This window comes from Enterobacter sp. SCRI0065 (assembly GCF_059766475.1).
This window is the reverse complement of sequence record NZ_JCBAJB010000001.1, coordinates 227154-252178: the sequence shown is the minus strand read 5'-3', so window position 1 is coordinate 252178 and position 25025 is coordinate 227154. Positions and strand designations below refer to the sequence as shown.

At 50.3% G+C, this 25025-nt stretch carries 28 protein-coding genes and 2 pseudogenes; 18 read left to right on the top strand and 12 right to left on the bottom strand.

Annotation, left to right across the window (positions count from 1 at the left end; translation table 11 throughout):
- Nucleotides 1-159 precede the first annotated feature (159 nt).
- Nucleotides 160-435, bottom strand: coding sequence for a DUF1471 family periplasmic protein YahO (gene yahO / locus AC6EMZ_RS01215; RefSeq protein WP_498400559.1), 276 nt, complete (start codon nt 433-435; stop codon nt 160-162).
- A gap of 320 nt (nt 436-755) precedes the next feature.
- Here yahO and AC6EMZ_RS01210 point away from each other — a divergent pair, with 320 nt between their 5' ends.
- The 13 genes from AC6EMZ_RS01210 to AC6EMZ_RS01150 all read left to right on the top strand — a co-directional run bounded on the left by AC6EMZ_RS01210 (nt 756) and on the right by AC6EMZ_RS01150 (nt 13310).
- Nucleotides 756-1871: a 1-propanol dehydrogenase PduQ gene (locus tag AC6EMZ_RS01210; protein WP_498400558.1), complete on the top strand. Its 1116-nt coding sequence runs from the start codon at nt 756-758 to the stop codon at nt 1869-1871.
- Between the two features lie 128 nt (nt 1872-1999).
- Nucleotides 2000-2692 carry a phosphate propanoyltransferase gene (gene pduL / locus AC6EMZ_RS01205; RefSeq protein ID WP_498400557.1) on the top strand — a complete coding sequence of 231 codons (693 nt, stop codon included), beginning with the start codon at nt 2000-2002 and terminating at the stop codon, nt 2690-2692.
- Nucleotides 2685-3461, top strand: a complete 777-nt coding sequence (locus AC6EMZ_RS01200; RefSeq protein ID WP_498400556.1) for a hypothetical protein — start codon at nt 2685-2687, stop codon at nt 3459-3461. Before pduL ends, AC6EMZ_RS01200 begins: the two co-directional genes overlap by 8 nt.
- Nucleotides 3462-3470: 9 nt before the next feature.
- The gene (locus AC6EMZ_RS01195) at nt 3471-3761 is read left to right on the top strand and encodes a EutN/CcmL family microcompartment protein (RefSeq protein WP_498400554.1); all 291 of its coding nucleotides are present in this window, start codon (nt 3471-3473) and stop codon (nt 3759-3761) included.
- Between the two features lies 1 nt (nt 3762).
- Nucleotides 3763-4275, top strand: coding sequence for a GlcG/HbpS family heme-binding protein (locus tag AC6EMZ_RS01190; RefSeq protein ID WP_498400553.1), 513 nt, complete (start codon nt 3763-3765; stop codon nt 4273-4275).
- Nucleotides 4276-4290: 15 nt separating this feature from the next.
- Nucleotides 4291-5502, top strand: a complete 1212-nt coding sequence (tdcD, locus tag AC6EMZ_RS01185) for a propionate kinase (protein WP_498400552.1) — start codon at nt 4291-4293, stop codon at nt 5500-5502.
- 201 nt (nt 5503-5703) lie between these two features.
- The gene (gene grpH, locus AC6EMZ_RS01180) at nt 5704-5985 is read left to right on the top strand and encodes a propanediol utilization system shell hexameric protein GrpH (RefSeq protein ID WP_319606415.1); all 282 of its coding nucleotides are present in this window, start codon (nt 5704-5706) and stop codon (nt 5983-5985) included.
- 21 nt (nt 5986-6006) lie between these two features.
- Complete coding sequence (gene pduB / locus AC6EMZ_RS01175) at nt 6007-6792, top strand: propanediol utilization microcompartment protein PduB (protein ID WP_498400551.1); 786 nt, start codon at nt 6007-6009, stop codon at nt 6790-6792.
- Nucleotides 6793-6841: 49 nt separating this feature from the next.
- Nucleotides 6842-8335, top strand: coding sequence for an aldehyde dehydrogenase family protein (locus AC6EMZ_RS01170; RefSeq protein ID WP_498400550.1), 1494 nt, complete (start codon nt 6842-6844; stop codon nt 8333-8335).
- 25 nt (nt 8336-8360) lie between these two features.
- Nucleotides 8361-8660: a BMC domain-containing protein gene (locus AC6EMZ_RS01165; protein WP_498400549.1), complete on the top strand. Its 300-nt coding sequence runs from the start codon at nt 8361-8363 to the stop codon at nt 8658-8660.
- Nucleotides 8661-8809: 149 nt separating this feature from the next.
- Nucleotides 8810-11353, top strand: coding sequence for a glycyl radical diol dehydratase GrpM (gene grpM, locus AC6EMZ_RS01160; RefSeq protein WP_498400548.1), 2544 nt, complete (start codon nt 8810-8812; stop codon nt 11351-11353).
- 112 nt (nt 11354-11465) lie between these two features.
- Complete coding sequence (locus AC6EMZ_RS01155) at nt 11466-12383, top strand: glycyl-radical enzyme activating protein (RefSeq protein WP_498400546.1); 918 nt, start codon at nt 11466-11468, stop codon at nt 12381-12383.
- A 102-nt stretch (nt 12384-12485) separates the two neighbouring features.
- Nucleotides 12486-13310, top strand: a complete 825-nt coding sequence (locus AC6EMZ_RS01150) for an MIP/aquaporin family protein (protein WP_498400545.1) — start codon at nt 12486-12488, stop codon at nt 13308-13310.
- 291 nt (nt 13311-13601) lie between these two features.
- Here AC6EMZ_RS01150 and AC6EMZ_RS01145 read toward each other — a convergent pair.
- The 4 genes and pseudogenes from AC6EMZ_RS01145 to AC6EMZ_RS01130 all read right to left on the bottom strand — a co-directional run.
- Nucleotides 13602-13865 (bottom strand): annotated as a pseudogene (locus AC6EMZ_RS01145) (BMC domain-containing protein); the annotation flags it as partial.
- A gap of 22 nt (nt 13866-13887) precedes the next feature.
- Complete coding sequence (metK, locus tag AC6EMZ_RS01140; RefSeq protein ID WP_498400544.1) at nt 13888-15066, bottom strand: methionine adenosyltransferase; 1179 nt, start codon at nt 15064-15066, stop codon at nt 13888-13890.
- 132 nt (nt 15067-15198) lie between these two features.
- Nucleotides 15199-16251, bottom strand: a complete 1053-nt coding sequence (locus tag AC6EMZ_RS01135) for a response regulator (RefSeq protein ID WP_498400543.1) — start codon at nt 16249-16251, stop codon at nt 15199-15201.
- Between the two features lie 15 nt (nt 16252-16266).
- The gene (locus tag AC6EMZ_RS01130) at nt 16267-17496 is read right to left on the bottom strand and encodes a sensor histidine kinase (RefSeq protein WP_498400542.1); all 1230 of its coding nucleotides are present in this window, start codon (nt 17494-17496) and stop codon (nt 16267-16269) included.
- Between the two features lie 281 nt (nt 17497-17777).
- Here AC6EMZ_RS01130 and AC6EMZ_RS01125 point away from each other — a divergent pair, with 281 nt between their 5' ends.
- Nucleotides 17778-19070 carry a glycoside hydrolase family 28 protein gene (locus tag AC6EMZ_RS01125; RefSeq protein WP_498400541.1) on the top strand — a complete coding sequence of 431 codons (1293 nt, stop codon included), beginning with the start codon at nt 17778-17780 and terminating at the stop codon, nt 19068-19070.
- On the opposite strand, the gene AC6EMZ_RS01120 is transcribed toward AC6EMZ_RS01125, so the two are convergent.
- Entirely contained in the window at nt 19067-19147 is an 81-nt protein-coding gene (locus AC6EMZ_RS01120; RefSeq protein ID WP_498401452.1) for an HGGxSTG domain-containing protein, read from the bottom strand. The two genes, AC6EMZ_RS01125 and AC6EMZ_RS01120, sit on opposite strands and share 4 nt — an antisense overlap.
- Before the next feature lie 117 nt (nt 19148-19264).
- Between AC6EMZ_RS01120 and AC6EMZ_RS01115 the strand changes: the two genes are divergently transcribed.
- The 4 genes and pseudogenes from AC6EMZ_RS01115 to AC6EMZ_RS01100 all read left to right on the top strand — a co-directional run.
- Nucleotides 19265-19756 carry an Hcp family type VI secretion system effector gene (locus AC6EMZ_RS01115; protein WP_498400540.1) on the top strand — a complete coding sequence of 164 codons (492 nt, stop codon included), beginning with the start codon at nt 19265-19267 and terminating at the stop codon, nt 19754-19756.
- Nucleotides 19757-19767: 11 nt separating this feature from the next.
- Nucleotides 19768-20136 (top strand): tlde1 domain-containing protein, encoded by a 369-nt coding sequence (locus AC6EMZ_RS01110; protein WP_498400539.1) that lies wholly within the window; start codon nt 19768-19770, stop codon nt 20134-20136.
- Nucleotides 20133-20582, top strand: coding sequence for a Shiga toxin A subunit (locus AC6EMZ_RS01105; protein ID WP_498400538.1), 450 nt, complete (start codon nt 20133-20135; stop codon nt 20580-20582). The genes AC6EMZ_RS01110 and AC6EMZ_RS01105 overlap by 4 nt, the downstream gene beginning before the upstream one ends.
- A 97-nt stretch (nt 20583-20679) precedes the next feature.
- Nucleotides 20680-20855 (top strand): annotated as a pseudogene (locus tag AC6EMZ_RS01100) (integrase); the annotation flags it as partial.
- Nucleotides 20856-21287: 432 nt separating this feature from the next.
- Here the strand turns inward: AC6EMZ_RS01100 and AC6EMZ_RS01095 are convergent.
- The 6 genes from AC6EMZ_RS01095 to AC6EMZ_RS01070 form a co-directional block, all read right to left on the bottom strand.
- Nucleotides 21288-21560, bottom strand: coding sequence for a hypothetical protein (locus AC6EMZ_RS01095; protein WP_498400537.1), 273 nt, complete (start codon nt 21558-21560; stop codon nt 21288-21290).
- Nucleotides 21544-22092: a DUF2778 domain-containing protein gene (locus tag AC6EMZ_RS01090; protein WP_498400536.1), complete on the bottom strand. Its 549-nt coding sequence runs from the start codon at nt 22090-22092 to the stop codon at nt 21544-21546. Before AC6EMZ_RS01090 ends, AC6EMZ_RS01095 begins: the two co-directional genes overlap by 17 nt.
- Nucleotides 22092-22583, bottom strand: a complete 492-nt coding sequence (locus AC6EMZ_RS01085) for an Hcp family type VI secretion system effector (protein ID WP_498400535.1) — start codon at nt 22581-22583, stop codon at nt 22092-22094. Before AC6EMZ_RS01085 ends, AC6EMZ_RS01090 begins: the two co-directional genes overlap by 1 nt.
- Before the next feature lie 186 nt (nt 22584-22769).
- Nucleotides 22770-23567 (bottom strand): antA/AntB antirepressor family protein, encoded by a 798-nt coding sequence (locus tag AC6EMZ_RS01080; protein WP_498400533.1) that lies wholly within the window; start codon nt 23565-23567, stop codon nt 22770-22772.
- 121 nt (nt 23568-23688) lie between these two features.
- Nucleotides 23689-23883, bottom strand: a complete 195-nt coding sequence (locus AC6EMZ_RS01075; RefSeq protein WP_498400532.1) for a helix-turn-helix transcriptional regulator — start codon at nt 23881-23883, stop codon at nt 23689-23691.
- Between the two features lie 221 nt (nt 23884-24104).
- Nucleotides 24105-24893 (bottom strand): hypothetical protein, encoded by a 789-nt coding sequence (locus AC6EMZ_RS01070; RefSeq protein ID WP_498400531.1) that lies wholly within the window; start codon nt 24891-24893, stop codon nt 24105-24107.
- Nucleotides 24894-25025 lie beyond the last annotated feature (132 nt).

The window sequence follows — 25025 nt, the reverse complement described above, 5'->3', positions numbered from 1 at the left end:
TGTGTAAATGAGAATGGAAATCATAATTATTTAATTTATTATGCGCAGGCTAATTTACTGGCAAAATGTAACCAAATGTTTACTTTATAAAAATCAGATTGTTATGACGGGAAATGGAGGGAGGGGTTGACCGCCCCATCGCGGGGCGGCCAGAAAGGCTTATTTTTTCTTGTAGATATCAGCAGTGCCGTGGATTTTTTTATCAGTATTGCCTGAGGTCAATACCAGCACATCAGCACCTTTTTCATCGGCTTTTTTGATGAGTTCTTCTTTTGCATCAGAGACGGCTGTTTCACCGGAGGTCGACACGGTCCCGATCTTTTCATACTGCGTTTCTACTTTCTTAAAATCTTCGCGAGTGAGCAGCTCGGCAGCGAAGGCGTTAGAGGTAAACAGAATGGCAGTTCCCAGCAGAATGGCAGTCGTCTTTTTCATAACCTAATTCCTTGTGATTAATAAGAAACAGCGTAAACCTCACTGCAAACAGCAAGGTTTAATCAGCATGGTCGAGAAATGAGAGAAGCGCCATTTCGGGAAGACGATTCTTTTATAACAAATGGCGTGAAGTTATAACGTGTCATCATCGGCTCAAATGGATTTTTTTGTCAGTCAACACACCACGACAGCAACATAATCCTGGCAAAGCACAAGCAGAGATAGCAGCTTCCCTCCCTCTCCATGACACCATGAAATCTCTTTTCACGTCCGACGATCGCCTGTCGGTCATTCGTTTTAAGAGATAAGGTCGTTGAGAAATGGCGAGTTCTTTTTTTTCTATTCCTAAAGTCTATTTTGGCGAAAACGCCATCGCAACGTTGCGCAGATTAAACCATAAGAAGGTCGGGATCGTGACCGATGACTTTATGGCGTCGACCGGTAAAACGCGCTATTTGATCAACGAGATGCCGTTGGCTTCTGTCTCTATTTTTAGCGACGTCAAACCTGACCCCAGCATTGAGATCCTGCAAGCAGGTGCCGCGCAATTTAAGCGTTTCAAGCCGGATGTGATCATTGCACTCGGCGGGGGATCATCGCTGGACGCCGCGAAAGGAATTAAGGTGACGCTGGAGGAGTATTTCTCCGACCACGCCATTGAACTCATTGCCATCCCCACCACCAGCGGCTCCGGATCGGAAGTCACTGCCTATGCCATTATTTCAGATCCGCAAAATGGCCGAAAATATCCTCTTGTCGCGGATGAACTGGTGCCAGATTGCGCCATTTTGGATCCCCATCTGGTGAGCTCCGTTCCCCGTCACGTCGCCGTTGATACCGGCATGGATGTCCTTACGCATGCCATCGAGGCGCTGGTCTCCACAGGGGCAAATGACTTTAGCGACGCGCTGGCGGAAAAAGCCATTGCGCTTGCCTGGCAGCACCTGCCCGTCATTTTTGCGGATGAGAAAAACAGTCAGGCACGCGCGCACATGCACAATGCCTCCTGCATGGCAGGGATGGCGTTTAATTCTGCGGGGCTGGGCCTGGTGCACGGCCTGGCGCACGCCATTGGCGGCATGCTCCACATTCCGCACGGCAAAATTAATGCCATGCTGTTGCCGTTGATTATTGAGGACAACGCTGAACATTCGCCCTATGCCTGCGAACGTTATCTGAGATGTGCCGCGATCATGGGTATTCAGGCTCCCACCCACCGGGAAACAGTCCGCGCGCTAGTCAATAGCCTTTGCGATATCAATCGCCACTTTGGCATTCCCGCCACGCTCGCCGAGCTTGGCACAGATCTGGCGACTCTCGAATCGTTACGCCAGCCGCTTATCGCAGCCGCGCTGGCCGATGGGTGTACAGCCTCAAATCCATATTCTCCCACGGCAAGCGATGTTGACCGACTCCTGACGCGGATCGCCGGGTAAATCTGGACAAGATTGTCATCTTTCTTTCCGGGCGGTCAAAAAACTCCTGCGTGAGGGCAAAAAGCGCAACGCGGGAACGAATACGCTAAATCAGCCCTATTTCATTCCTTATTCAGGTCGTTGACGTTATGAATACCAACCAGCAGCAAGCCGAATTGATTACCCAACAAATTATCCAGGAACTGAAAGCTCAAGGTGCAAGGCCTGCCATTCAGGCGGCCAACGCAGTACAGACTCTGGATATCCCGGTGGGGATTTCTAACCGCCATGTGCATCTTTGCCGGGAAGACATGGACGTTTTGTTTGGCTATGGCTCAACGTTAACCCGCATGAAAGCCGTCAAACAGCCAGGCCAGTATGCCGCCGTTGAGACCGTCACCTTGTGCGGCCCTAAAGGTGAATTGCAGAAAGTGCGGGTACTCGGCCCGTTGCGCAGCGCCACTCAGATTGAAATCTCCGTTTCCGATGGTTTTGCGCTCGGTATCAAAGCGCCGGTGCGGATGTCCGGCGATCTACAGGATTCACCGGGTATCGACATCATCGGCCCGTGCGGACGCGTGACAAGGCACGGCGGCGCAATTGTCGCCTGGCGCCATATTCACATTTCCCCTTCCGAAGCGGAGCAATTTTCCCTGCGCGATGGGATGGAGATTGACGTGCGGATTGATGGCCATCGCGGCGGTATTCTTAGCCACGTGCGAGTACGCGTTAGCGCCGATGCTGTGCTGGAAATGCATATTGATGTGGAAGAGGCCAACGGCTTTGGCCTCCGCAATGGCGACTGCGTGCGACGCGTGATAACGGAATGCCATTATGGATGAACGCCTGAAAATCAGGCTGCCTGGCAGAATCGCTGAGGTAAACCGGATCGACAACGATCGTTTTTCACAGCGAGTGGACGCCATCATCGATGAACTGTTGGCGCGTCGCCAGCAGCGCTTGCAAACGCATCAGGTCATGCGCGTAGTGGTGAGCGGAGAAGATCTCTCCACCCTACCCGCCACCCTGGAATGCCTCGCCGCACTGAGCAACGGGGGGTATTTATTGCTGCTGACCTTCTCGCATAGCGCCGCGTCTTCTTCCCTGCAAATGGCCTGTCTGGAAGGCCTTGCGCAACGCGGTATCGATGCCTTGTGCGATAACAGCGATCCCGCTCAGGCATCAAACGACTATTGCGCGCTTTACCTGCCGGCTTTGTCCAGCAACAGCATGAGCAAAATCGCCTTGGGGATTCGCGATAACCTGGTGTGCCGCTGGGCGTTCCATGCCCTGAGCCAGACCAAACAGATTGTTGTCACCCTTAACGCCGAATGCCAGGACACCACGGCTGGCGCATTTTCACCTGCCTTTCAGGCGCGTCTTTCGCTTTATGCTCAAACGCTTGTGGAATATGGCTTTACGGTCATCGGTAAAGCTATCGCCACCAGCAATACGCCAAACGTGCGCCGCGAGAAGCCGCTGATAACGCTTAGCGACGTACGACAAATGCAGGCAGGCCAGTCCATGCAGATAGGCAGTAACACGCTGATTACGCCGGCCGCCCGAGATGAAATACGGGATCGCGGCATCACCATTATTCAGTCTTCCTAGGGGGGGAATATGTATCTGGCTAAGGTCACAGGGGCATTGGTCTCCACGACAAAACATGCCTCACTCAATGGGGCGAAACTGCTGATTGTCGCCCGCCTGGACGAGCATTATCAGCCCACGGGGACAGCGCAGGTCGCCGTTGATTGCGTTGGCGCGGGGAACGGCGAAATTGTGATCGTGACGACGGGAAGTTCCGCCCGCATGAGTAACAGCAAAGAGCATTCGGTGATTGATGCGGCAGTGGTCGGCATCGTCGATGCTCTGGATATCAACGGGCAATCATCCACCGGTGAGAAATAGCATGAAACACAGTCTGGACCTCGAACTTGAGCACCGTATCAGCGACGCCATTTCTCGCCAGCTCTCATCACGACGGATTTCGCTGAGCCTAACGGATGCGGCTTCTCTGGCGAAATATGCCCACGAGGTGGCTGAGGACCGCAATGTTCCCATCGTATTCAGCCTGGTCGATGCGGGCGGTCAGCAACGCTACTTCTTTAGCATGGATAACGCCTTGCTCATCAGCCACACGCTTGCCGGTCAAAAGGCCTGGACGGCTGTCGCACTGAAAATGCCGACCCATATGTTGGCAACGGCTGTCCAGCCAGGTGCCAGCCTCTATGGTTTGCAGAATGAACCGGGCATCTGTTGCTTCGGCGGTGGCTTGCCCTGCTGGTCCAACGGCATTCTGCTTGGGGCAATTGGCATCAGCGGCGGCACCGTAGAAGAAGACATTGCGATCGCCAACACCACGTTAGCGCACTTTAGCCACGAGCATTTTCCGCTTTCCCCCTTTAACGCGTCATTGTCTTGAATGACAGGAGTCATCATGTCGTTAGCTTCACTGGTTTTGGTGATTAACTGCGGTTCTTCATCGCTTAAATTCTCCGTATTACCGCGCAACGAGGACGTGCCGCTGCTGTCCGGACTGGCAGAGAAACTGGGTCTACAGGACGCCAGCATCACCTTTCAAGACCCGGCGGGCCATAAAACGACCCAACCGCTTGAAGATGCCAGCCATACCAGCGCATTAACCGCGCTTTTTTCCATGCTTAATATGCAGGGGCTGTTGCCTCGCCTGAGCGCTATTGGGCATCGCGTGGCACATGGTGGCAGTGACTTTACGGAGTCGGTGTTAATCACGCCGTCCGTCATCGCACGCATTCGGGAACTCTCTGCCCTGGCCCCACTGCACAATCCGGCCAACCTGGTCGGCATCGAAGCGGCCATCTCGCTGCTGCCTGCGCTTGCGCATGTTGCCGTGTTCGATACGGCTTTCCATCAGACGTTACCGCCCGAAGCCTACACCTATGCCATCCCTCTGGAATATCAACAACAGCACCAGGTGCGCCGCTATGGATTTCACGGCACCTCGCATCGTTTTATCGCCGAAGAGGCGGTCGCTCGTCTGAATCTCGACCCTGACGATCATGGGATCCTCATTGCTCATCTGGGCAATGGTTCGTCGGTTTGCGCGGTTAAAAATGGCGAAAGCGTGGATACCTCGATGGGCATGACGCCGCTTGAGGGGCTGGTGATGGGGACACGATGTGGCGATCTGGATTTTGGTGCTGCCGCCTATATCGCCCGCACCACCGGACAGTCCATCGACGAGCTTTACACCATGGTGAATAACGAATCCGGGCTGCTTGGCCTTTCTGGTCTTTCCAGCGATTGCCGGACATTACAGGAGGCGCGAAGTCTTGGCTGCCCTCAGGCCAGCCTCGCAATTGACGTTATGGTCCACCGGCTTGCACGTCATCTTGGCGCACACCTCGCCTCGCTGCACCGCTTTGATGCCCTGATTTTCACCGGCGGCATTGGCGAAAACTCAGCGCTGGTTCGTGAGTTAACGGCACAACGCCTTGCCGTGTTTGGCGTCCGGCTCGATACCGCAAAAAATGCGCAGGTATTCGCAGGTCGGGACGGAGTGATTTCATTACCTGATTCGCCTGTCGTTGCCGTGATCCCCACCAATGAAGAAAAAATGATTGCCCAGGATGCGGCGACGCTTTCATTGACGATGTCCGCCGTTGCCTGATCGGGTTATTTCAGAACGGTTCAGAGAGAGGATTTTATTGTCCAGCCAGCAAGCGGAAAACAAGAAAGTCTCTCTGGCGGGCAAAACATTTTTTCCTCAGCGCAATAATATCGTAGTGCATGAATTATTAAGTCAATGGATGCCGCTTTGTTGGTTATTCCATTACTTGCTTTTACTCTCACCTGGAATATTGAGGTCATTATGCAACAAGAAGCATTAGGTATGGTTGAAACAAAAGGTCTGGTATCTGCAATTGAAGCCGCTGATACCATGGTTAAATCCGCAAACGTCACTCTGGTTGGCTATGAGAAAATTGGCTCAGGTCTGGTCACCGTAATGGTGCGCGGCGACGTGGGTGCGGTGAAAGCAGCAACGGATGCAGGCTCGGCCTCAGCAAGTAAAGTGGGTGAACTGGTCTCCGTGCATGTTATTCCACGCCCGCATATCGAAGTGGAAAAAATCCTGCCAAAAGCTGTCAGTTAATAAAGCCTAAGGATACTGACCATGAAAGATAATCTTGTTGAACAGATTATATCTGAAGTAATGAATAAACAGTCCGATGTTAGCGCAAATAAGAAATCGACAACCAGCATCGCCGGGTGTGGATTAACCGAATTTGTCGGCACCGCTCTGGGACACACGATTGGACTGGTTGTTGCCAACGTCGATCATCAGCTCCATGAAGTCATGAACATCGACAAGAAATATCGTTCGATCGGTATTCTTGGTGCACGCACCGGAGCCGGCCCGCATATTTTCGCTGCTGACGAAGCGATTAAGGCCACCAACAGCGAAATCCTCTCTATTGAGCTGGCACGTGATACTCAAGGTGGCGGTGGACACGGATGCATGATTGTTTTCGGCGCCTCTGATGTGTCTGACGTTCGCCGCGCAATTGAAGTCGCGTTGGCCGAAATTGAGCGAACCATGGGCGATGTCTATGGTTCTCCTGCGGGCCATCTTGAATTTCAGTACACCGCACGTGCCAGTTTTGCCCTTAATAAAGCCTTTGGCGCCCCGATTGGCAAAGCCTTCGGTATGACCTGCGCTTGCCCGGCAGCCATTGGTATCGTGGTAGCGGATGCTGCCGCGAAAGCCGCCGTTATTGAGCCCGTGGGCTACGCCAGCCCTGCCAGTGGTACCAGCTTTAGTAATGAAGTTATCTTCACCTTCGCCGGAGATTCAGGCGCCGTTCGTCAGGCCGTCATTGCCGCCAGAGATGTTGGGCTGGCGCTGCTGTCAACGCTGGATCCAACGCCTCTCAAATCAACGACAACGCCGTACATTTGATGGCACGACAATTAACGCGCAAAGCGATGTGAAGTAAGGAATGAACAGCATGAACGATCTTGAAATTTCTCAGGCCGTCTCCCGCGTTCTGAGCAAATACACGATAACAACAGCGCCAACACCAGATCCTGTCGTGCGACCGCCGCACGACAATATTGAGGAGATAGTGGCCAGCGTTCTGGCGAACCGGGCGCGCCCGGAATCGCTCGGCGTCACCTGCGCAAGCAGCGGTGCTTTTGCCACGATGGATGAAGCCATCGCCGCCGCTCAGCAAGCGCAGATTCAGTATCGTCACTGCACAATGCAGGATCGCACCAGCTTTGTTGACGGCATCCGCCAACTGTTCCTGCAAGAAGATGTTTTACAAGCTATTTCGCGAATGGCCGTGGATGAAACCGGGATGGGAAACTACGCGGATAAGCTGACCAAAAATCGGGTGGCGGCACAGAAAACCCCAGGAGTCGAAGATTTGGCAACCGGGGCGCTGAGCGGCGACGGCGGTCTGACTCTGACGGAGTACTCCGCCTATGGCGTTATTGGTTCAATCACCCCGACGACCAACCCGACGGAAACCATTATCAACAACTCCATCGGTATGCTGGCGGCGGGAAATACGGTTATCTTCAGCCCTCACCCGCGTTCACGTGAGGTGTCGCTCCACTGCGTTGCGCTAATCAATCAACGGCTGGCCCAGTTGGGGGCACCCGCCAATCTGGTTGTCACCGTGACAACGCCTTCCATCGATAACACCAACGCGTTAATCAACGATCCTCGCGTCAATATGCTGGTTGCGACGGGCGGCCCCGCCATCGTTAAAACCGTCATGTCGTCGGGTAAAAAAGCGATTGGCGCGGGAGCGGGTAATCCACCTGCCGTGGTGGATGAAACCGCCAATATCGAGAAAGCTGCTCGCGACATTATCAACGGCTGTAGTTTTGACAACAACCTGCCATGCGTCGCGGAAAAAGAGGTCATCGTCGTTAATGAAGTGGCGGATTATCTCATCCACTGCATGAAGAAAAGCGGCGCGCTGCTGTTGTGCGATAAACAGCACATTCAGCAGTTGCAGGCGCTGGTGCTCAACGACAAAGGAACGGGTCCGAACACGGCATTTGTCGGCAAAGATGCTCGCTATATTCTGCAACAAATCGGTATTAGCGCCCCCGAAGAGGTCAAAGTCATTTTGATTGAAACGGAGCGCGACCATCCGTTTGTCGTGCATGAGTTGATGATGCCGGTTCTGCCCATTGTGCGGGTCGAAAATGTCGATGAGGCCATCGAGCTGGCGATAAAAGTGGAACATGGCAATCGTCACACCGCCATCATGCACTCCACCAATGTCGAAAAACTCACCAAGATGGCACGGCTGATCCAGACCACCATTTTTGTGAAAAATGGTCCGTCCTATGCCGGAATTGGTGTCGGCGGTGAAGGCCACGCCACGTTCACTATTGCAGGTCCTACCGGTGAAGGGCTGACGTCGGCACGCACGTTCGCCAGAAATCGTCGGTGTGTGATGGTCGAAGCGCTCAATATTCGCTGATAAAGGCAGGATGGGTAAACCCTTGATGAAAAAACGCATTATCAACGCACCGACACCGGAAACGCTGGCGATGATCAAACGCCGTATGCCATCCGAGTCACGCAACCGACTGGATACAATCCGCATTGATGCCATCGGGTTGATCATGCTCCCCGTACCGGACTTGTACTTTTACGCCGATCGGGCCAGTAAAAGCGCGCATGTCGCGGTGTCGGAAATCTTTGGGAGTTGTCCGCAGCACATCACGACATTGGCCATATTCGGTGAAGTCGCCGCCGTGAATGAAGCCATGCACGTTATTGAGGATGATAATAGTACGTTCTGAGGACGGGCTATTTCACCATTCAGCCCGATATCGAGATGACAGGCGATATTTGGGTTAATGCCGCTGACGATGAAGCGATACAGGAAGTGAGGTTAAACCATTCAGGTGTGGTGTTATCACCATGCTCATATCATTTCGGGAGTTATTGTATGTTAGAGAAAGGCTTTACTCATCCGACCGATCGTGTTGTAAGACTCAAAAATATGATTCTGCACGCTAAACCTTACGTAGAATCAGAACGAGCCGTGCTGGCGACCGAGGCTTATAAAGAAAACGAACACTTACCTGCTATTATGCGCCGCGCAAAAGTCGTGGAGAAAATTTTTAATGAATTACCGGTAACGATTCGCCCTGACGAATTAATTGTCGGTGCGGTTACCATTAATCCACGTTCGACCGAAATTTGCCCTGAGTTCTCTTATGAATGGGTCGAAAAAGAATTTGATACCATGGCGCAGCGTGTTGCCGATCCGTTTATTATCCCTAAACAGACCGCATCAGAACTGCACGAAGCCTTTAAATATTGGCCCGGTAAGACCACCAGTTCCCTGGCGGCGTCTTATATGTCTGCTGAAACCAAAGAAAGCATGAGCAACGGCGTATTCACCGTTGGAAACTACTTCTATGGCGGCGTGGGGCACGTCAGCGTTGATTACGGCAAAATTCTGAAAATCGGTTTTCGTGGCATCATTAACGAAGTCACCCGAGAGCTGGAAAATCTTGACCGCAGCTCGCCGGATTACATCAAAAAAGAACAGTTTTATCACGCCGTGATTCTGAGCTACCAGGCGGCAATTGGCTTTGCTCACCGCTATGCTCAGGAGGCCACCCGCCTTGCCCGAGAAGAGCGTGACCCGGCACGTCAACGCGAACTGGAGCAAATCGCAAAAAACTGCACCCGCGTACCGGAATACGGCGCAACCACCTTCTGGGAAGCTTGCCAGACATTCTGGTTTGTTCAGAGCATGTTGCAGATTGAATCCAGCGGTCACTCCATCTCCCCTGGCCGTTACGACCAGTACATGTATCCGTACCTGGCCGGAGATCAATCCATCAGCAAGGAATTTGCTCAGGAGCTGGTTGACTGCTGCTGGATAAAACTTAACGACATCAACAAAACGCGCGATGAAGTATCTGCCCAGGCCTTTGCCGGTTACGCGGTATTCCAGAACCTGTGTGTCGGGGGGCAAACGGAAGACGGTCGCGATGCGACTAACGCGCTGACCTATATGTGTATGGAAGCCACCGCCCATGTGCGGTTGCCGCAACCCTCTTTCTCGATTCGCGTCTGGCAGGGCACACCGGATGAATTCCTGTTCCGCGCATGCGAGCTGGTTCGTCTGGGGCTCGGCGTGCCGGCCATGTACAACGATGAGGTGATCATTCCGGCCCTGCAAAACCGTGGCGTATCGCTGCGTGATGCACGCGATTACTGCATTATCGGCTGCGTGGAGCCGCAGGCACCCCATCGCACAGAAGGGTGGCATGACGCGGCCTTCTTCAACGTAGCCAAAGTACTGGAAATTACCCTGAACAATGGTCGTTCAGGCACCAAACAGCTGGGGCCCATTACCGGTGAATTGACGCAGTATACCGGTATCGATGATTTCTTTACCGCCTTCAAAAAACAGATGGCGCACTTTGTACATCAGCTGGTAGAAGCGTGTAACAGCGTGGACATTGCTCACGGAGAACGCTGTCCTCTGCCGTTCCTGTCCGCCATGGTGGATGATTGTATTGGTCGTGGTAAATCGCTTCAGGAAGGCGGAGCCATTTACAACTTCACCGGCCCGCAGGCCTTTGGGATTGCCGATACCGGAGATTCCGTCTACGCCATCCAAAAACAAGTCTTCGAAGATCGTCGACTGACGCTGCAAGAGCTGAAAAGCGCTCTTGATGCGAACTTTGGTCATCCTGTGGGGGGTAACCCGCACGCGGCATCGGCGAAATCCTCTCTGGGCGAGCAGGAAATTTATGAAGTGGTTAAACGCATTATCGACGAGCACGGTTCACTGAATCCGGCTGCGATTAAAAACGAAGTCTATCGCCAGCTTTCCAGCACCCATGCTGCGCCAGCCACCGGTAATTCTCGGTTCGAAGAAATTCGCCATATTCTGGAAAACACGCCGTGCTTTGGTAATGACATCGACGACGTTGACCTGGTTGCCCGGGAATGCGCGCTGATTTACTGCCAGGAAGTGGAGAAATATACCAACCCACGCGGTGGCCGCTTCCAGGCGGGGATTTACCCGGTTTCAGCCAACGTTCTGTTTGGTAAAGATGTCAGCGCCCTGCCCGATGGCCGTCTGGCGAAAGAACCGCTGGCAGACGGCGTTTCCCCTCGTCAGGGCAAAGATACCCTTGGCCCAACCGCTGCGGCGAACTCTGTTGCCAAACTTGACCACTTCATTGCCTCCAACGGCACGCTGTATAACCAGAAATTCCTGCCGTCGTCTCTGGCCGGGGAAAAGGGGTTACATCACTTTGGTGGCCTGGTTCGTAACTACTTCGATAAGAAAGGGATGCACGTTCAATTTAACGTTATCGATCGTAACACCCTGATTGAAGCTCAGAAAAACCCGCAGCAGCACCAGGATCTTGTCGTGCGAGTGGCAGGATACAGCGCCCAGTTCGTGGTGCTGGCCAAAGAAGTTCAGGATGACATTATCAGCCGTACCGAGCAGCAATTCTGATTTTGCGCTTCCCTGTTGGGCCATGCCAGGTTGCATGGCCCATTTTCAGACCCGATTTTGACGGTCGACACGTTGATAGCCTGACGGCCGCTTTTTTATGACGAGTGATGTTATGAATAGAGTCGAATACGATACGGAAGGCGTTTTATTCAATATTCAGCGCTATTCCCTGCACGATGGCCCAGGGATCCGCACCATTGCGTTTTTCAAAGGCTGCCCGCTAGCCTGTAAATGGTGCAGTAATCCAGAATCACAGCGCCCGCAGCCCGAGCTTATCTATAAAAAGAACGACTGTATTCGCTGCGGAAAATGTATTGATGTCTGCAAGCAGCAGGCATTGTCCACCAGCAATCCTTTTTTTATCGATCGTGAACGCTGCATTCAGTGCGGTGATTGCACCCGCGTTTGCCCGACACAAGCGTTAGAGATGAAAGGAAAACGGATGGCGGTTAGCGAAATCATTCGTGAACTACAGAAAGAAGAGAATCTGTTCCGTCGGTCTGGTGGTGGCGTGACGCTCTCGGGTGGAGAGCCGCTGGCGCAGCCAGAGTTCGCCAGAGAACTGCTGAAAGCCTGTAAATCGAAAGGCTGGCATACCGCCATCGAAACCACCGGATTCGCTACCAAAGAGGTGATCGAGGAGGTGTTCCCGTGGATCGATTTGGCGTTAACCGATATTAAAGCGATTAACCCCGCTATTCATGAAGAGAATACCGGCGTGAATAACAGCCGCATTCTGGAAAACCTGATTCGCATCTCTTTTATTACCAAAGTAATTGTCCGTATTCCAGTTATTCCCGGAGTTAATGACAATCCCGATGAAATTCGTAGTATCGCTGAATTTGCCAAACTCATGTCCGGCGTCGATACCATCCATTTATTGCCTTATCACACTTTCGGAGAGAATAAATACAGCCTGTTAGGACGAATCTACCCACTGGATGACGTTCAGTCTCACCCGGAAGAAAAAATGGAAAGCCTGAAGAAAATCGTAGAATCGATGGGTTTCCATTGCCATATCGGCGGTTAATGAGCAGCCATAACCTTGATGTAATTTTACTTATTATTATCCTCTCGTACTCAACATTCATTAAGTGATGAGTCCCTGCATCACTTAATACAGGAAACCATTATGAGTAACACTCTTGATTCAGTAAAAGGCCCCTGCATTGCCGAGTTTCTGGGTACCGGATTATTTATATTTTTCGGTACTAGCGTGTTATGCGCCGCAAAACTGGCAGGTGCCAGTTTCGGTCTGTGGGAAATTTGTCTGGTATGGGGGCTAGGCATCGCCCTCGCGGTATATCTGACATCCGGTATTTCAGGTGCCCATCTCAACCCGGCGGTGACGATTTCGTTATGGATGTTCGCCTCTTTTAGTGCCAAAAAAGTGCTGCCGTACATTCTGGCGCAGATGGCCGGTGCGTTTTGTGGGGCGGCACTCACCTACATGCTGTATCACAATCTTTTTGCCGAGTACGAACTGGCCCATCAGATGGTACGTGGAAGCGAGGATAGCCTGTACCTTGCCAGTATTTTCTCCACCTACCCGGCATCATCCATCAGCGTAGGGTTGGCCGCACTCGTGGAAATCGTCATTACCTCGATTCTGATGGGGCTGATTATGGCGCTGACGGATGATGGTAACGGCGTACCGAAAGGGCCGCTGGCACCGCTTTTAATTGGGATTCTGGTGGCGGTGATTGGCGCATCTACAGCACCGCTAACCGGGTTCGCAATGAATCCTGCGCGTGACTTCGGACCGAAACTCTTCACGTTCTTTGCTGGGTGGGGGAAAATTTCCATGACCGGCGCCAGAGATATCCCTTACTTTATCGTGCCGCTCATTGCGCCGATTATCGGCGGGCTTCTGGGTGCAGGGATTTACCGCTATTGCATCGTTCGCAACCTGCCTGCGGTGAAAGCCGCCAACGCAACGAAGACACCTTCTATCTGACGCATTGCCACTAATACAGTCCGTCTCACCGTAATCGGGAGGCGGATTTTTTTGCAGGTAGGAACGTCAAAAAGCCACCCGAAGGTGGCTCCTGTTTGCCTCGAAAAACTATCTACGCGAATTTTTGCCCCGCACCCGTAACGGTTTTTCCTCTTCCTGTATGTCATCTTCAACCGTAACGACAGGGATGGTCATCGCTTCAGGCTCCGGCTCCACGGCTAATGGTGCAACCTCGGTCTGAGGTGAAGTCTGTTGCAAAGACGGTACGCCATAGGTTTCCCGGGAGGCAATCAGGTTATCAATACCGGTCGCCGTACGCGCTATCACCTTCCAGGCATAGACGTTTCCGATCCGGCCTGCGGCCGCTACACCTGCCGCCACTGCGGCGTTCATGGCCCCCACTTCTCCCGCCAACTTTACGGTCACCAGCCCCCCGCCCTTGGTCAATTCATAGCCGACCAGTTCGACGTTTGCGGATTTCATGGCGGCATCTGCGGCCTCGATTGCCACCGCTAAGCCAACGGTTTCTATTAAGCCTAAACTTTGCCCGGACATAACTTTCTCCTGTTATTTCAATTCAGTGAGTCTCCACAGGAATACGTACCGCAAAGGCTGCTGCATCACGCAGCAGCGCGGCCTTGTCGGTGAGTTCCCATGGAAATATTTCCCGACCAAAGTGGCCGTAACATGCCGTCTGGCGATAGCGAGGTGCAAGTAGGTCGAGCTGCCTGATGATTCCATAAACACTGAGGTCAAAATGGTCTTCAACCAGCTGTGTCAGCACTGTTGACGCCAGACGCGCCGTGCCAAACATCTCAATACGCAGCGACACCGGGCGCGAAAGCCCAATAGCCCAGGCCAGCTGAACTTCGCAACGCGTTGCCAGCCCTGCCGCAACAATATTCTTTGCCACGTAACGTGCCGCGTAAGCTGCCGAGCGATCGACTTTTGAAGGATCTTTACCCGAAAAAGCACCACCGCCATGGCACGCCGCGCCGCCGTAGGTATCCACGATGATCTTCCGCCCGGTTAAACCGCAATCTGCCGCCGGGCCACCGTGAACAAACTCACCGGCGGGGTTAATCAATAACCGAGTGTCTGGCGTCAGCCAACGCGAGGGAATCACTGGCTTGACTATCTCCTCAATCACCGCCTCCCGCAGTGTGATGAGCGAGATATCCGCACGGTGCTGGGTGGAAATCACAATGGTATCGGCATTAATGATTTGGCCATCGCGATAGCGCAACGTCACCTGACTTTTGGCATCAGGCAGTAAGCCGTCAAGCTTGCGGGTTTTACGCAGCATCGCGTGGCGCTCCATTAATCGATGCGCGTACAACAAAGCAGCGGGCATGAGCTGGGGGGTTTCATTGCAGGCATATCCGAAGGTAATGCCCTGATCGCCCGCGCCGAGCGTGGTCGGATCGCTGGCGCGTATTCCCTTCGCAATATCGACAGACTGCCTGCCCAACATATTGATAACGGCGCAGGTTGCACCGTCAAAACCCTTTGAGGAGTGGTCGTAACCGATAGATTTAACCGTGGCCCGTACAATTGACTCGATATCGACATTTGCAATGGAGGTTATTTCTCCGGCCAGTATGACCGCACCGGTTTTAATCAGACATTCGCAGGCGACTTTTGCCCAGGGATCTTTCAGCAGATAAGCATCGAGAATGGCATCCGATATTTGGTCTGCCATTTTGTCCGGGTGCCCTTCAGCAACCGATTCAGAGGTAAAAAGATAATCATCCACGGCAGGGCCACTTAGTGATGGGAGTCTTTTATCTTAGTGGGAGTCGCTATTTGGAGCAGTACACTATATTGCTGAGAACGCGGACTTTTTTGCGCTCGCGTTGGGCGTAAGCGCAAAAAATCCCCTGCGGCATTAACAGATATCGGGTGAGATTGTCTTGCGGAAATCCGAAGGGGCAATCCCCGTTTCTTTTTTGAAGATCCGGCAGAAATAGTTCGCATCCTGCCAGGATAGCTCCAGTGCAATCGTGTTGACTTTTAAGTCACTGAACTGCAACAGTGATTTTGCCATACTGATTTTTCGACCGGTAATATAGCTAGAAAAGCCAATGCCCGTACTTTTCTTGAAGGCACGGCTCAAATAGCAGGGACTGACAAAGACTTTTGCCGCAATATCATCCAGCGTTAAATTACTGACAATATTTTTTTCAATATGAAATTGCGCGCGAGCAACAAAATCCATGCCGCTGCCAGAGAGTTTAAACGACTGGTTGAAAATAGCGTCACTGATGCTTAATAACGCATTAAGTACCCGCCAGTAATGGTTTTCCGACAGTCCTTGCTGGCGAATATTTAACACCAGCTCGGCAAGCTTATGCCGACATTCGGTATAGCTATCGCCCTGGCTTGCGAGATGCTGCTGAACGATTTCCAGCACGTCGGTGAGATGTCTGGAGCGATCATGACCTTGAGGGTGCTCGGCGTAGGCCGTATCAAGAACGCTGAATAAAAAGGTATTCCAGCGCGGATAATCGCAGGTATTTATCATCTCACCGATCTTCTTTCGCAGATCGCGCGTCGCGATAGCGACCTGTTCATCAACCTGCAGCGTCTTGCGAATGGTATCGTTCAGAATACTTTGCTTTACCGGTTTTAAGAGATAGTCATCCACTTTCAGGCTCAGCATATGGCGAACGATTTCAAAATCATCGTTGGCAGTGGTGACAATCACTTTGGTATCCGTATTTTTTTGCTTAAGGTACTCGATAACCTGGTTGCCATTAGGCAGCGGAATATTAATATCAACGAATATCATATCAATGTGGTTAAGCTGATCGATCAGCTGGATAGCCTTGTTACCTGTCGATGCCTCATGAATGACAGAGTTTTCAACACAGCGTGAAATAATGCGTTTAAGCGACTCCCTTTCAATGTGCTCATCTTCGACAATAACAATATTATACATATTTATACTCCGGGCTCAGGCAGGCACCATTGGAAAGCGTAGTTTTATTGTGGTGCCCTGCATCGGTTTATGGGGGCTAATAATTTGCAAGCCATAACTTTCCCCAAAGAGTAGCTGGAGGCGGTTTTTAATATTATTAATGCCAATGCCTCCTTTTTGTCGATTCTGGTTCCCTGACAGGATATATTCAATATCATCACGCGAAATACCGTCGCCGTTGTCGGTAATTTCAATTATCACATCCTTCCCATCGTCGGTTGCACGCAGAAAAATATGACTCTTGGTTTCACGTGGTTCTACTACATAATTAAAGAAATTCTCAACCAGCGGCTGAAGAATTAAAAACGGACAGACAACATCGTTATACTTCACCGGAATATCACAGACATAATCAAACCGGTCATTCATCCTGACTTTCTGAATAGCCATATAGCAATTAACGTAGTTCATTTCCTGGCCGAGGGTGATCAGACCATTGTTACTTTTGCGCAGCAGATAGCGCATCATATCGGAGAAATCATGGACCATGGTTTCGGTACGACTGGCATCCTCCAGGAACGCCAGCCGACCAATGGTATTCAGCACATTAAATAAGAAATGAGGGTTAATTTGATAGGAGAGCGCCTTAAATTCTGCATCATGTAATGAACGCTCTATCTCGACACGCTTGAGTAGCTCATTCGCTAATTCGTGATCTTTAGCGCGCAGTTCGCGCTGGATATTATTCGCATGCGCCTGGTCCACCAAATATGAAGCGACATGAAGTAACGTGTGGGCTGTAGATTCAAAACGCTCGTAGGGCATACGCTGCGTATTATGATGCAGATTAATAAGCCAGGGATTCTCTTCCCATAAATTGTTGTTATCCAGAATATAGGGAATGCTTTTTTCTTTTTCTTCTTCGACCTTAACCTGGCCCGAGATAAATGCGCCGAGATAGTGATTATTCACAAGGATCGGTACAGCAAACTCAACAAACCCACAGTAACAACGATAGACCACCGGTTCACCGGCACGCATCGCCGCCTCTCCCCCCGCGCTGTCGCTGTCATAACAATGCTTCGCGAGCCCCTCATTCATTCTGGAACGTGCGCAAAAATCGGAAAAGCCGCTAGGACGCGTCACCGGAACGCCGTCCTGGTCCACCACGACAAGGGCAATCATCATCGATTTACTAAAATTATCTTGTAGCGTTTGCAAGCGATCGACATCAAGAAATTCGTGCAATTTGTATTTGTTATTCATGATAGCGGCTCACTTAATTTCAACACCCTTAAACCTTACCTTATTTATGGATTTGAAAAAATGAAACGGCTCACAAACAATAAATGAGTTGTAGGCAACATGTTAATACAATGGTAAAAATGTGATAACTGAGAAGCGCATTAAGCCGATTCTTACCTCAGGTAAATTTTTGCAAATGATAGTGTATTTTTGCCAGGATCGTATTTCTATTGTCTATGAGATAAAGGTTATCCGTCCTGCAGGTTCTTATACTCATATTTTTATCATTATAAGGACGCAACATGGCCACTATTTCAATTAGCGCGTATGGAGCAGATGCCACTGCGCAACGGCTATCAACTTCCGCTATTCAGCAGGCAATTACTGACTCACAACGTAATGATACGGTGGTGATCCCCGCAGGACGCTTCCTCACGGGGGCCATTTTTCTTAAAAGCGGCATGACCTTGCACCTTGAAGCGGGTGCAGAGCTTATCGGTAGCCAAAATCTGGCCGATTACCCTGAGATTGATACCCGCGTGGCTGGGATCGATATGCGATGGCCTGCAGGCATTGTTAACCTTATCAACTGTGAAGATGTCAGCATCACTGGCGCGGGCACGATTGATGGGCAAGGGTTGGTCTGGTGGCAACGCTTTTGGGGCGATGACGAACAAAGCGGCATGTTGGGGGACTATAGTGCCAGAGGTCTGCGCTGGGTCGTGGACTACGACTGTCAGCGACCGCGCAATATCGTTGTTTATGAAAGCAAGAATATTGCGCTCCAGGACTTCACCAGTCGTGAGTCCGGTTTCTGGAATCTTCATCTCTGTTATTCAGAAAATGTATCCGTAGACGGTGTCCAGATTTGTAACTCTGCGGGGCCGAGCACCGATGGGATTGATATCGACTCTTGCGAACATGTGCGTGTGGAACGCTGTGTGGTTTCCTGTAACGACGACAATATCTGTATCAAAGCGGGGCGAGGCCGCGATGCGAAGCAAAATGCACGTGGCGCCAGAGATATCATTATCCGTGATTGCACGCTCAATAAAGGATCTGGCATTACCCTGGGCAGTGAAACATCAGGGGGCATCGAACGTGTGCTAATTGAACATAACCGCTTTAATGGCACCGGTGTGGGATTCCGTATTAAATCTGCTCGAAATCGCGGTGGTTTTATCCGTGATATCACCGTGCGCAATTTGCACCTTCTCGACGTGCGATTCCCGGTGTTAATCCAGCTTAACTGGTTTCCGCTGTATAGTTATGGGCAGACAGAAAACCTCCTGGATAAGCCCGCACACTGGCGTAAGCTGGCAGAAGGTGTTGACGGCGATGAAGGTCTGACTGACGTCTGTCGTCTGACGCTGGAGAACATTTCGGCACAACGTTCAGACCGTCAGCTATTTTCACGTGCGCTATTTATTGAAGGATATCCAGAACGGCCTATATCGGCGTTGACGCTTTCTTCACTTGATATCGATGCCAGCGAGTTTGGTAAAATTTCTGGCGTAGACGGGCTGATTTTTAACGACGTTCGGATCGTGGCTACTGACATCACGCTGGATAATAACGACAGTTATGAGCGCTAACGCTTTTTCCCCGATGGGATCTTTGCGCCTGTGCTTTTGCCACCATGGAATTTACAGCTCCCATTTGAATAGTTCACGCTATACCATCACCCACGCATATTATGGTTAATTATTGACAATCAATCGTTACATTTTCTTTATTCTGTCCGGAGTATGGTTAATTCAATCTTACAAACCAACACGGAGTTACCACAATGGCAATACCAGTTTATCTATGGCTTTACGAGGAGAACGGGAAGCTACTTAAAGGCGGTGTTGATGTTAACGGACGTGAGGGAAGCATAGAGCTGGTGGGTATGCAGCACGACGTGTTTATTCCCACAGACGATATGACCGGTGCAGCTACCGGTACACGCCAACATGAGGCATATACTTTCGAAAAAGAAATTGACCCATCATCCCCGCTTTTGTATCGCGCCCTGACAACCGGCCGCACGCTGGAAAAGGCTGAATTAAAATACTACCGCATCAACAATAACGGCATGGAAGAAGAATATTTTAATATATTGCTGGAGAACGTGAAGGTGTGCCACATAGTGCCAATAATGTTTGATATCCAAGATCCTGAGTTTAAAAAGCATGGTCATATTGAACACGTTGGCCTGCGTTACGAAAAAATCACCTGGAAATATGTCGATGGTAACATTCAACACCCTGACAGCTGGAAAGAGCGTAAAACTGCATAAGGAAATCACACATGGCAAACTGGAAATATAAGCAAAGCACTGGCGAGCTCTTCAAAGATGGCAAGCTGATTGAAACAGGTTACTCCGGCGCTCTCACTAATAAAAACAACCCTGACCGTGAAAATGTTCGAGAAATGGGGCCAATCCCTCGCGGTATGTGGAAGATCGGTAGCTCCGGCACCAGCAAAGGGCCGCTGACCATTACCTTGAAACATATCAGCGGTAGTTCCTACGCACGTGATATGCACACCTTCCGTATGCACGGTGATAAGCGTGTTGGTATTGCCGGATTCGCTTCCGAAGGCTGTATCATCATGAGCCATTCGACCCGCCTTCTTGTGAGCAAAGATACAGGGGCGTCACTGGAGGTTGTACGATGATCCGCAGCTATGAGCTAGCTATAGTGTTAATGCCTGTATGTGCAATGGCTGCAACTCCCGGTAGTGAATGCGCAGCGCCAGGGCATTATGTCGAAGGTATGTTACTGACCAGCATAAAGAACGATCTCGGCATAGACCTGACATCCATCCAGTACAGCAAAACAACCGTGGAAGTGCTTGATGTGCTGCCAGTATCTGATGTTTTCGCCAGAAAAATGGCGATTGCCGATAGCCAAGCCGATTTAAAGAAACCCGCCGATCTCAGGCTTTCTGAGAGCGATTATTACAGCATGTATCACGATAGGCATGTACTGTCCGTGACGGCTAAATATACGTTTACGGATAAAAACAGCAAACGTAATGAGTTCATTTCCTCAGCGTTCGCCAATGAAGATGAATGCTCGGTACGGTACAACGGATATATCACCTTATCACGAGAGTTTTGACGATCTTGGCCCGCATTACGCGCTGTAGCGGGCCAGCTTCATCGTTCATCTTACAAATGTGAATTTCAACAGAGAATGAGATGTGCCTTTAAGAACGCCGCTATCTGTTTTGCTGGAAATGGGTGGCTGGGAAGCATCGAGACGGTTCGTCGATATGCTCACCTGGCACCTAACCATTTAACCGAGCACGCACGGAAAATTGATGCCATTTTTGGCAATCACGACACAGATATGACACAAGGGGAAAATCAGGCAGACTTGAAACGGGCGTAACTATATGATTCTTAATGGCCCTGTAGGATTCGATAAAAACCAATAACACAATGTTATATAACAATATTTTTAAATAAACCAATTTAACATGCCCCCATTAATGCCCCCAAATGTTTTAGCGACCTGTATATGTGGCTATTTTTTGTACTTTATCAAAGCACCATCACCAAAGATGTAGAGTGCTGTAACGTTCTGGCCTGTCCAGTTTCACTTCACTCAGCGAAGCACGGACAATGCCTGTCTCCAGCTCCGCCGGCTGCTAACCCATCCCGATCTTCGCGCAGATGAAAATTTTAATTTCGCGGGTATAAAAATCCGACCAAGCGGGCCATCACACTGGCTATGGCTTCCAGAGATTTTCCTACCCCTTCACAACCAGATTTCGACATGTATGCCTTTGGACAAAGGCGGCTCGATGGCCGCCTGACGGTTTTAAGTATTACGCACCAGCCAAACTACCTTTTCCCCGAGGAATACAGCCACAGCCGCCGCCAACGCATTAAACACGATGTACATCGTGAAATAATTATACTCTACGCGATCAGGGTATGGCTCCAGCTTCTCAGTCGGGATGTAATTCATCAGGTTCGTGACGGTATATTTCAGGCTTTCGGCCAGCGGGTCGAATATCCCTGAAAGCATCAGGACAAATGTGATCGCCAAAAACACCAGGAGGCGTAACGACCACTTAGCCGGGCGTAACATCGCAGCTCCCCGACGTATTACCGATCACCGTCACTTCACCATAAGCCCAAAGTTTATCCCCCTGTAAAATACGGTGACGGTGGGCCTTTAGCAATGCAGCACGTACAACGTAAAAGTCACGCGAGAGGAAAAAGGTTATACAGCCCTCACTGATGCCAGAACCATCTGGTCGGGGCGGATGCAAACGGAAATGGCCGCGCTGGTAGTGATGGCGTGCATCGACGTCAAAATTCATGTAGTCATCTACGAGCCCATCCTTTCTGAACAGCGCAAACCAGTCGTAATAGTTATTACCTGTGAATGCATGTTTAAACCAGGTTTGGGTGTGGGAGTAAAACCCACCAGCCGGACGATCAACAATCCAGTAACTACCGGGCGGAACCGTGGCATTCGTCATATATGAACATTCTGGCCTGTTAGCTAAATCACCCAAGCCGGAAAACACCGGAAACGAACCTACGCCGCCAACATCCAGACGAGCTACACGCCCTTCGTCATAGAGGTGATTAAAATCGACTCTGCAACTAATCATCAGGCTACCACTCGCTGATTCCATGAGTCTGTATATGAAATATTCCCGTCGAGATAAAGCCATGTAATGCTTTCATAAGCCAGTGAGATGGATTCCGTAGGGTTGTTCATCTGGCCGCCAGTATTTTTAAAATTGTGCATTACTGGCGTGACGGCCACCACTTTGACGTTTTTCAAAATGATGTGCATAAATTCTTCTTCTACGCCAGCGTCATTAATTCGATACCATTTGATAATGGCTTGCTGGAGAGTTTCCCCCTGGCAGACTGCACGATTCAAATAAGGCGTGGCCTTGTCCAACTCTTTCGTGAAACTGAGCTGGTCATGCACACGAGTGCCAGTGAGTTTGCCGAAAGTATTATCGTAGGGAATGTGTACGCCGTGGTTAAAACTCTGCATTTCAATAGCACCCTCACGCAACAGAACGTTGCTACTTCCATGAATCAGGGTTCCAGCGGAGTTATAGAGCCAGATATATGCGGGAACAGCCATTTTATTATTCTTTCAGTGGGTTAGTTTTGCCACTTTTTTACACCTGAACAACGGTATTCCCAAAGCTAAAAATGCTATTTTTCATGTGGATATTCTGAAACCTTAATTCACTCAATGCTCCCGCAACTATGGATGTGAATACAACGGCGATAAATGCCATTTACCTGCCATGAAGCGGTTAGGGCGCTATTCATCGCTCCCCTCCAGACGACGAGCTAACCAACGCTGAGAAAGGCGGATCAACTCGGCCTTACGTTGTGGGTACGGCTGCGCCAGCTCAATCAACGTGATATTGGTTTGCTCAAGGTAAGAAAGATGTTCCAGCTGCGCCGAGCTCATATGGTCGCGTGGTTCTCCTGCGAGGCCGTTCGACTTTGCCCACTGTTTAGCCGTCATACCGCCCAACACGATACGTGCCAGCATGTTTGATTCAGTGGTGTAATGGTGGTGCTGCGTAGTTTTGCCCAGGTCGGTACGGTATGCCTCCAGTGCCTCGCACATAGGCTTAAAATAACTTGCTGCCGTAACACGGGCTTTCAATTCACGGCGCAGCGCTGCGGCCTGCCCTGGTGCTTTTCTGCGTAACTCTTCCTCACATTTAATGAAGTAGTGCCGGATAGCTCGCCCCTGCTCAGTGCGTTCTACCATCGACAGCTCTTTGCCCATACGCAGGGTGATCAGGTAGTCATGCGCTAAGCGTTTTCGCGATTTTGAGCTCACCAAATTGGGGGAGGTCAAATTTTCCACAACATCAAAATCGGCCCCTGCAGTAAAACCATATTCAGCAATTCGGTTTTTTATCCAGGTAGTAAAGTCGCGCCTTACACCCAGCGCCGCATGCAACGATTTGGCGCTCACAATCTCAGCGGTATGGCGGCCAATAACACCGGAAATTACCGGGATCATTTCGGCAAAATTATTCTCATGCTGGATTTTAGGTTGAGCGAAGTCCTGACCGGGAAGGCCACTATTTTTCGTGTTCACTTTGTTACTCCGTATCTTTGTCTAGTCCGGGAGAAGTAGAGCACTCGCCCGGCACTGCAACAAATCGTTCTCACAAGTATTGTTTGCGGAACCTAATTTACTGAATGAGGATTCTGCTTAATTAGGCCGATCGACGGCTTTCTGCAATTCGCTGTTCAATCCACTCGTCAACTTCACTTTCAACAAAGGCGATGGAACGCGAGCCAATTTTGATGGATGCAGGGAATTTCCCCTCACTCATAAGGCGATAGAGCCAAGCCTTACTATAACCAGTACGGCGTTGGGCTTCGGAAAAACGGATAAGAGATTGGGACATAATTACCTCGTAACGTCTATTGTGGTTTACGAGATAAATGATTGCATGGAAAAACGATTTATTTTCATACCCTTTGGCTTAATGGTGCTAAAGAGCATATTTACCCTAAAGGTGAAGGGGCAAAGCACCAATTCAGCAAGAAACTAACCCTGAGGGTAATGCCAAAACACCCTGAGGGTCATAGGCTTTGGCACCTTTTAACCCTGAGGGTAGGAGGTAAATCAACGTCGGATAGGGCAAGACACCAGCTCAATGGCCTCTGCCTGCCGCTTGTTAAACCCTTTGCTTTCCAGTTCTTGGGTTATCGCGGCTTGGCTACCTCTGGTCGCACGGTCATTATCAGGATCGTACTTAGCCCATTCGCTATTTCTTATCTGGATAGCCAGCAAAAGAGGATCATCTTCTCTAAAAGCTCCTAACAAAATTGGAACTTTCGCAGAAAGTTCTACTATTTTATTTTTCATCTGTCTGATTTCATCTTGTAGTGTCTCAACTGACACTTTTTTATCAGTAGCTGAATTTAACTTTTCAGCCAGTTTTTCCGCATTCCTTTTTATTTTATTTCTTGCATAACTTTCAAATTTCTCAAGGCAAGGAGGTAATTTAACATCAGCATCAATAAAAGAAGTAGCTAATTCCCGACCTTTAAAATAGAACCCATGATACCATCCATCACTCCAACCATGCCCTCCATCAAGCCTACGGTATACACCTTTATTTCCCGGCTCTTCCTCGTACTCTTCGCCGTTCGCCATGCTGCGCAGGAAGCTGAGCGACTGCATAGAAAAATCCCGGTCACGAATAAAGCCATCAACAACATCATATTTATACAAATAAAAGGGTTGATAAAAACTAAGTGGCACTTCACTATTATGCTCTTCAGCTTCACGAGCAATGACACCGCAAGCCTCAGAAAAAGTGATTTTCTCCTGATTAGCTATCTCACTAATCAATGTTTCAAAATGAATAAGTTCATTTTTCTCTTCATGAATTCGTTGAAACAGACCCACTTCGCCACCTCACGCCCTCTAATTTTGGCGGCTATGCCAGCCCGCAGAGGTGTACGGGTTTTCGGGGATCAGCCTAGACATAGCCTATTCTTTATTCGTCTACTGAAGTCTACAACCAACTACTTTTACTGT